The organism is Stutzerimonas tianxiuensis, assembly GCF_053470365.1.
Genome location: NZ_JBPVWS010000015.1, coordinates 101973 through 108583, shown reverse-complemented (window position 1 = coordinate 108583; position 6611 = coordinate 101973). Strand labels below are relative to the sequence as shown.

The window sequence follows — 6611 nt, the reverse complement described above, 5'->3', positions numbered from 1 at the left end:
AGCGGCTCATACAGTCAGGTTCCAGGAGCGATGCGCAATTCTACCGGCGAGGGGAAAAGTCCGACAGGCTGCTAGGAGAAGGAATACCAGTCACCTACGTACCGGCACGCAACACCCTGTTTCTTTCGCTGGCCTTGGGTTGGGCTGAAGTGCTGGGTGCCCGGGATATTTTCATTGGTGTGAATGCAGTCGACTATTCAGGCTATCCGGATTGTCGTCCGGAGTTTGTCGAGGCCTTTGAGCGGCTCGCAAATCTGGCCACCAAGGCGGGCGTAGAAGGGCGCGGGTTTTCCATTAATGCCCCGCTGCAGGACCTGAGCAAAAGCGAGATTATCCAAGCTGGTGAGCGTTTAGGCGTCGACTACAGTATGACCGTTTCCTGCTATCAGGCTGACGAAGATGGGCGCGCATGCGGCAAGTGCGACAGCTGCCGATTACGTGCAGCCGGCTTCGACGAAGCTGGTGTCGCTGACCCTACGCGCTACAAGTGATTCAAAAAAAACTTGATTTACTCAATCAAATCAGTATCATGCGCTCCGCATCGGGTCGTTAGCTCAGTTGGTAGAGCAGTTGGCTTTTAACCAATTGGTCGTAGGTTCGAATCCCACACGACCCACCAAATTCCCTTAGGGAACGAAAAAGCCGGAGGCCGAAAGGTCATCCGGCTTTTTTATATCCGCAGTTTATAAATTTATAAGAACGAGCGTGCGACACGGTTATTAAGGTCAATTCCTCTACGACCTTGGTATGTGACCCGGCCGTCTTTAAACGTACTAGACTGCGACCTTCCGATTTCACAGTGGTTCGAGGCTCAAATGTATTCTGATCGCATCCGCTTGTCCTCCCTGCATAGCAAGGTCATGAGCGCCGACGAGGCCGCTACCCATGTTCTCGACGGCATGACTGTCGGCATGAGCGGTTTTACCCGTGCCGGTGAGGCTAAGGCCGTTCCCATGGCGCTGATCAAGCGCGCCAAGGAAAACCCGCTGAAAATCAGCCTGATCACAGGCGCCAGCCTTGGCAACGATCTGGACGGGCTGATGGCTGAGGCTGGCCTGCTGGCCCGCCGTATGCCGTTCCAGGCAGACGCAGCGCTGCGCAAGGCGATAAACGCGGGTGAGGTCATGTTCATCGACCAGCATCTGTCGCATACCGTCGAACAGATGCGTAACCATCAGATCAAGAAACCTGATCTCGCCATTATCGAGGCTGTTGCGATCACAGAAGATGGTCACATCGTGCCGACCACGTCGGTGGGTAACTCCGCCAACCTGGCTCTGTTTGCCGACAAGGTGATCATCGAGCTGAACATGGCGCACAACCCCAATCTGGAAGGTCTGCACGACATCTACATCCCGGGTGAGCGGCCGAATCGCCAGCCGATTCCACTGCTGAAAGTCGATGACCGCATCGGCACAGGCGCCATCCCGATCGATCCAGCCAAGATCGCTGCTATCGTCGTTACTGACCAGCCTGACTCCTATTCCACAGTCACGCCGCCGGACGATGAGACCCAGGCTATCGCCAACCACCTGATCCACTTCTTCAAGAAGGAAGTCGATGCAGGTCGTCTGAGCAACAGTCTCGGCCCGCTGCAGGCTGGTATCGGCAACATTGCCAACGCGGTGATGTGCGGTCTGATCGATTCGCCATTTGAAAATCTGGTGATGTACTCCGAGGTGCTGCAGGACTCCACCTTCGATCTGATCGATGCGGGCAAGATGGTTTTTGCTTCCGGCTGCTCCATCACCCTGTCCGAGCGCTGCAACAACCGCGTGTTCGGCAACCTGGAAAAGTACAAGGACAAGCTGGTACTGCGTCCGCAGGAAATTTCCAACCATCCGGAGCTGGTGCGCCGTATCGGTATCATCGGCATCAACACCGCACTCGAATTCGACATCTACGGCAACGTCAACTCGACCCACGTTGGCGGCACCAAGATGATGAATGGCATCGGCGGTTCGGGTGACTTTGCTCGTAACGCGCATATGGCCATTTTTGTCACCAAGTCGATCGCCAAGGGTGGCAACATCTCCAGCGTCGTCCCGATGGTCGCTCATGTCGACCACACCGAGCACGACGTCAGCATCCTGGTGACCGAGCAGGGGCTGGCTGACCTTCGTGGTCTGGCGCCGCGTGAGCGTGCGCGTGCGATCATCGATAATTGCGTGCACCCGTCCTACCGTGATGCGTTGAACGCCTACTTCGACGCGGCTTGCAAGAAGGGTGGGCAGACGCCACACCTGCTGCACGAGGCAATGGATTGGCACACCAATCTCGAAGAGCGCGGACACATGCTCAAAGGTAAGTGATGCAGAGCCCGCCGACGTAAGTCGGCGGGCTTTTCAGTTCAGGCCAGTATTTGTTGTTCCCCCATCCGCTTTCACTTTTCTGAAAGCTTCGGCTAGTATTCCGCCCCCTTGGTAACGGCAGGGGTGAAATGCTCGGTCTTTCCTCGCTTCACCTTTCCTTTCGCTACGTCCGTATTCTCGGCCTCGATGGCTATAATCGGCGGCTCGTACACCGCCGTGCTTGCAGGAACCAGCGAACATGACGCAAATACCCGAACGTATTCTTGTGCAGGCTCATCTGGCGGCCAAGCAGCCCAAGCCGCTGACGTCCGAGCAGGAGGCGCAGTTGCGCAGCGATATCGCCGCCGAGTTGAAGCGGCAGAATGCGGTGCTGGTTGCCCACTATTACACCGACCCGGTGATCCAGGCGTTAGCCGAAGAAACCGGCGGCTGCGTTTCGGATTCGCTGGAGATGGCAAGATTCGGCAATGAACATAGCGCGCAGACCGTGGTTGTCGCCGGCGTCAAGTTCATGGGCGAAACTGCAAAAATTCTGAATCCCGAGAAGCGCGTCCTGATGCCGACGCTGGAGGCCACCTGTTCTTTGGATCTGGGTTGCCCGGTTGAGGAGTTCTCGGCATTTTGCGACCAGCATCCAGAGCGTACCGTAGTTGTTTACGCCAACACGTCGGCCGCGGTGAAGGCGCGTGCCGATTGGGTCGTCACCTCCAGTTGCGCCCTTGAAATCGTCGAGAGCCTGATGGATAACGGTGAAAAGATCATTTGGGCCCCCGACAAGCACCTCGGAAACTATGTGCAGCGTGAAACTGGCGCCGACATGCTGTTATGGGACGGTGCGTGCATTGTCCACGAGGAGTTCAAGTCGAAGCAGCTGGAGGACATGAAAGCGCTGTACCCCGATGCGGCTGTACTGGTTCATCCCGAGTCGCCCGAATCGGTGATTGCGCTTGCTGACGCTGTAGGCTCGACGAGTCAGCTGATTAAGGCTGCGCAGACCCTGTCCAATCCGATGTTCATCGTCGCTACGGACCGGGGGATCTTTTACAAGATGCAGCAGCTTTGCCCTGACAAGCAGTTCATCGAGGCGCCGACGGCTGGCAGTGGGGCGACCTGCCGGAGTTGCGCTCATTGCCCGTGGATGGCAATGAATACCCTTGAGCGCACGCTGGATTGCCTGCGCACTGGCCGTGACGAGATAACGGTTGATCCGGCATTGATTCCGCGAGCGATCAAGCCGCTCAAACGCATGCTGGAATTCACTCAGGCTGCGCGCATCCGGCAGGCTGGCAACGCCTGACGCAGCTCGCGGGGTCGGCTGTCGGTCTGAGTCGTGCCGCAGCGTTCAGCCGCTGCACGACTCAGCGCAACATGTCCTCCACCATTCGCTTTTCTTCGATCAGCTGCTTTTGCCGGGCATCGATTCGTGCCGCGCTCTGGAAGTTGTCCGAACGACGTTTGGCGAAGTCCAACTGTTCAATCGCCTGATCGTAGTCTCCGACGAGCGCAAAGTATTCCGCGCGAGCTTGATGCAGGCCGATTATGTTGCCGGTGAGCCCGCGGATTTCTGCAACCTGATACCAGATATCCGGGTCCTGCGGCCGGGCGTCCACAAGTGCGTTGAGTTGTTGCTCAGCATCCTGCAGTTTGGTTTCCTTGATCAGCAGATCGATGTTCGCCTGTCGTACCGGGTAATTTCCCGGGTAAAGGCCAAGCAAGGTCTGCATGCGCGCACGCGCAGCGGCAAGTCGGTTAGCGGTGATGTCCAGCTCGATCTGAGCCAGGTTGTAAGTGGCGTCGTCTGGCTCCTTTGCCAGCAGTGGCTCGAGATTCGTCGCGGCTTCCTGCAGCTGGCCACTTTTCATTTGCGCCAGCGCCAAGCCATAGCGCGCCGCGTCGAGGGTCGGGTCGTCGGCCAGCATCGCCCGGAAGCGCTTGGCGCTGACTCCTGGTGTGCTTTCGAACTTCAGCTCCACGCGCGCGCGCAGAAGCTGATAGCGCAGGCTGTCTTCAACTCCGGTGTCGGGGTATTGCTCAGCCCGGTTTTTGGTGTCGGCAATACGTGATTCGGTGACCGGGTGAGTAAGCAGGAACTCAGGCGGCTTCTGGTCGTAACGATACTGGCGCATCAGACGACCAAACATCTCAGGCATGGCGCGGGGGTCGTAACCAGCTCTTTCGAGGTTGATGATGCCTATCCGGTCGGCTTCCTGCTCGTTCTGTCTGGAGAAACGACGCTGAGACTGAATTGCTGCCGCTTGGGTCGAGATGATGGCGGCGATGCCAGCATCGCCCGCGCCAGCTGCAGCAGCAACGACACCAGCAAGCATGGCGGCCATTAGCGGCAGCTGCATACGTTTCTGCGCTTCCAATCCGCGAGCGAAGTGGCGTTGGGACAGGTGGGCCAGTTCGTGCGCGAGTACCGAGGCGTATTCGGCTTCAGTCTGGGCGTGGAGAAACAGTCCGCCATTGACGCCTATGATCCCACCCGGTGCGGCAAAGGCGTTTAGTTGCGGGCTGTCGAGCAGCACGAATTCCAGGCGACGGTCCTGTAGCTGACTGGTCTCGGCCAGGCGGTAGACGCTGCGTTCCAGATAATCCTTGAGCAGTGGATCGGAAAGCTGTGGGACCTGCCCGCGTAACAGGCTGAGCCAGGCTCTGCCCAGCTGGTGCTCCTGCTCTGGCGAGACAATGCCGGAGCTGGAGTCACCGAGCGAGGGTAGGTCATTTGCTATCACCGGCTGGCCGATCAGGCAGGCGAGTGTGAGCAGGGTGGGGCGCAGCAATTTCATCCAGACTGGCTCTTCAAGGCGGGAGCGCTACTGTAGCCTTGTGCTCGGGTCGCTGGCCAGAGCCGGGCGCAGCTCGGTATCCTGCAGCCCTTTCGAGGAGATGAACATGACTCAACAGGGTGCCCCCGGCATGGCCTGTGATGCCGAGGTGGATGCGGTCGGGCTGGACTGCCCGATGCCGTTGCTCAAGGCGAAACTGGAGCTCAATCGGTTGTCCAGCGGGCAAGTATTGAAAGTCACGGCAACAGACCCCGGGTCGCAACGCGATTTTCGTAGTTTCGCCAAGTTGGCTGGTCACACGCTGCTTCACGAAGAGGCGCAACAAGGGCTCTATCGCTACTGGCTGCGTAAGGCCTGACGGTCGCTAAGGAAGGTATATGCTAAACGTGTTGCGGAGCTGGATTCATCGCTATTTCTCGGACGAGGAAGCGGTGGTCCTTGGGGTGTTGCTGGTGGTTGCGTTTGCGACAGTGCTGACCCTTGGCCACATGCTGGCCCCGGTGATCGCTGGGCTGGTGCTGGCGTACCTGATGCAAGGGTTGGTCGGCGCGCTGGAGCGAATCAAGCTGCCGCATCTGGTAGCGGTATGGCTGGTTTTTCTGATGTTCATCGGCCTGCTGACCGTCTGCATTCTATTCCTGGCGCCGCTGATGTGGCAGCAGGTGTTGACGCTGTTCAACGAGTTGCCGCGGATGCTGGTCGAGTGGCAATCGCTGCTGCTTCTTTTGCCCGAGCGCTACCCTCAGTTGCTCACCGAAGTGCAGGTGCTGCGCGCTATCGATTTCATTCGAGGCGAGGTCGGTCGCTACGGCCAGATCATGCTCACCTCTTCGTTGTCGAGCCTGCCTCTGCTGTTGAGCCTGATGATCTACCTGATCCTGGTGCCCATTCTGGTGTTCTTTTTTCTCAAGGATCGCCAGCAGATCAACGATTGGCTCGGTGGTTACCTGCCACACGAGCGTGGGCTGATCACCCAGGTGGCGCAGGAAATGAACGTACAGATTGCCAACTACATCCGCGGCAAGGCGATCGAGATCCTGATTTGCGGGGTAGTGTCGTACGCGGTTTTTGCCGCTCTGGAGCTAAATTACGCGGCGTTACTGGCGATGCTCGTCGGAATCTCGGTCGTCGTGCCTTATATCGGTGCGACGGTCGTGACCATTCCCATCGCCTTGATCGGCTTGTTCCAGTGGGGGCTGGGCGACCAGTTCATCTATTTGATGGTGGCCTACGCCATCATCCAGGCACTGGATGGCAACGTTCTGGTACCGCTGTTGTTTTCCGAGGCGGTGAACCTACACCCTGTAGCGATCATTTGCGCTGTGTTGCTGTTCGGCGGCCTGTGGGGCTTCTGGGGCGTGTTTTTCGCGATCCCGCTAGCAACCCTGTTCAAGGCAGTGCTGTACGCGTGGCCGCGTCGGTCGGCTACGGTGCCTGTGGTGGATCACGTCGGGTAGCTGCTGGGCCGTCCGCGCCGGCGGCATTAAGCTGGCAAGTGAAGGCGGGCTCG

Annotated in this window: 6 protein-coding genes and 1 tRNA gene; 6 read left to right on the top strand and 1 reads right to left on the bottom strand. The window is 58.3% G+C overall.

The features are described from left to right. The 4 genes from ACSSNI_RS18140 to nadA form a co-directional block, all read left to right on the top strand. On the top strand, nt 1-491 hold a 491-nt coding region (locus ACSSNI_RS18140), incomplete at its 5' end, for a 7-cyano-7-deazaguanine synthase (RefSeq protein ID WP_448259878.1). Nucleotides 492-543: 52 nt separating this feature from the next. Further along, a tRNA-Lys gene (locus ACSSNI_RS18135) sits at nt 544-619 on the top strand. Between the two features lie 196 nt (nt 620-815). After that, on the top strand, nt 816-2312 hold the full coding sequence (locus tag ACSSNI_RS18130) for an acetyl-CoA hydrolase/transferase family protein (protein ID WP_102834757.1): 1497 nt from the start codon (nt 816-818) through the stop codon (nt 2310-2312). 238 nt (nt 2313-2550) lie between these two features. Next, nucleotides 2551-3609 (top strand): quinolinate synthase NadA, encoded by a 1059-nt coding sequence (nadA, locus tag ACSSNI_RS18125; protein WP_102834756.1) that lies wholly within the window; start codon nt 2551-2553, stop codon nt 3607-3609. 61 nt (nt 3610-3670) lie between these two features. On the opposite strand, the gene ACSSNI_RS18120 is transcribed toward nadA, so the two are convergent. Then, nucleotides 3671-5101 (bottom strand): M48 family metalloprotease, encoded by a 1431-nt coding sequence (locus ACSSNI_RS18120; RefSeq protein ID WP_102834755.1) that lies wholly within the window; start codon nt 5099-5101, stop codon nt 3671-3673. Nucleotides 5102-5207: 106 nt separating this feature from the next. Between ACSSNI_RS18120 and ACSSNI_RS18115 the strand changes: the two genes are divergently transcribed. Both ACSSNI_RS18115 and ACSSNI_RS18110 read left to right on the top strand, forming a co-directional pair. Then, nucleotides 5208-5459, top strand: coding sequence for a sulfurtransferase TusA family protein (locus ACSSNI_RS18115; protein WP_200637797.1), 252 nt, complete (start codon nt 5208-5210; stop codon nt 5457-5459). A gap of 19 nt (nt 5460-5478) precedes the next feature. Then, nucleotides 5479-6558, top strand: a complete 1080-nt coding sequence (locus ACSSNI_RS18110; protein ID WP_200637800.1) for an AI-2E family transporter — start codon at nt 5479-5481, stop codon at nt 6556-6558. Nucleotides 6559-6611: the final 53 nt, after the last annotated feature.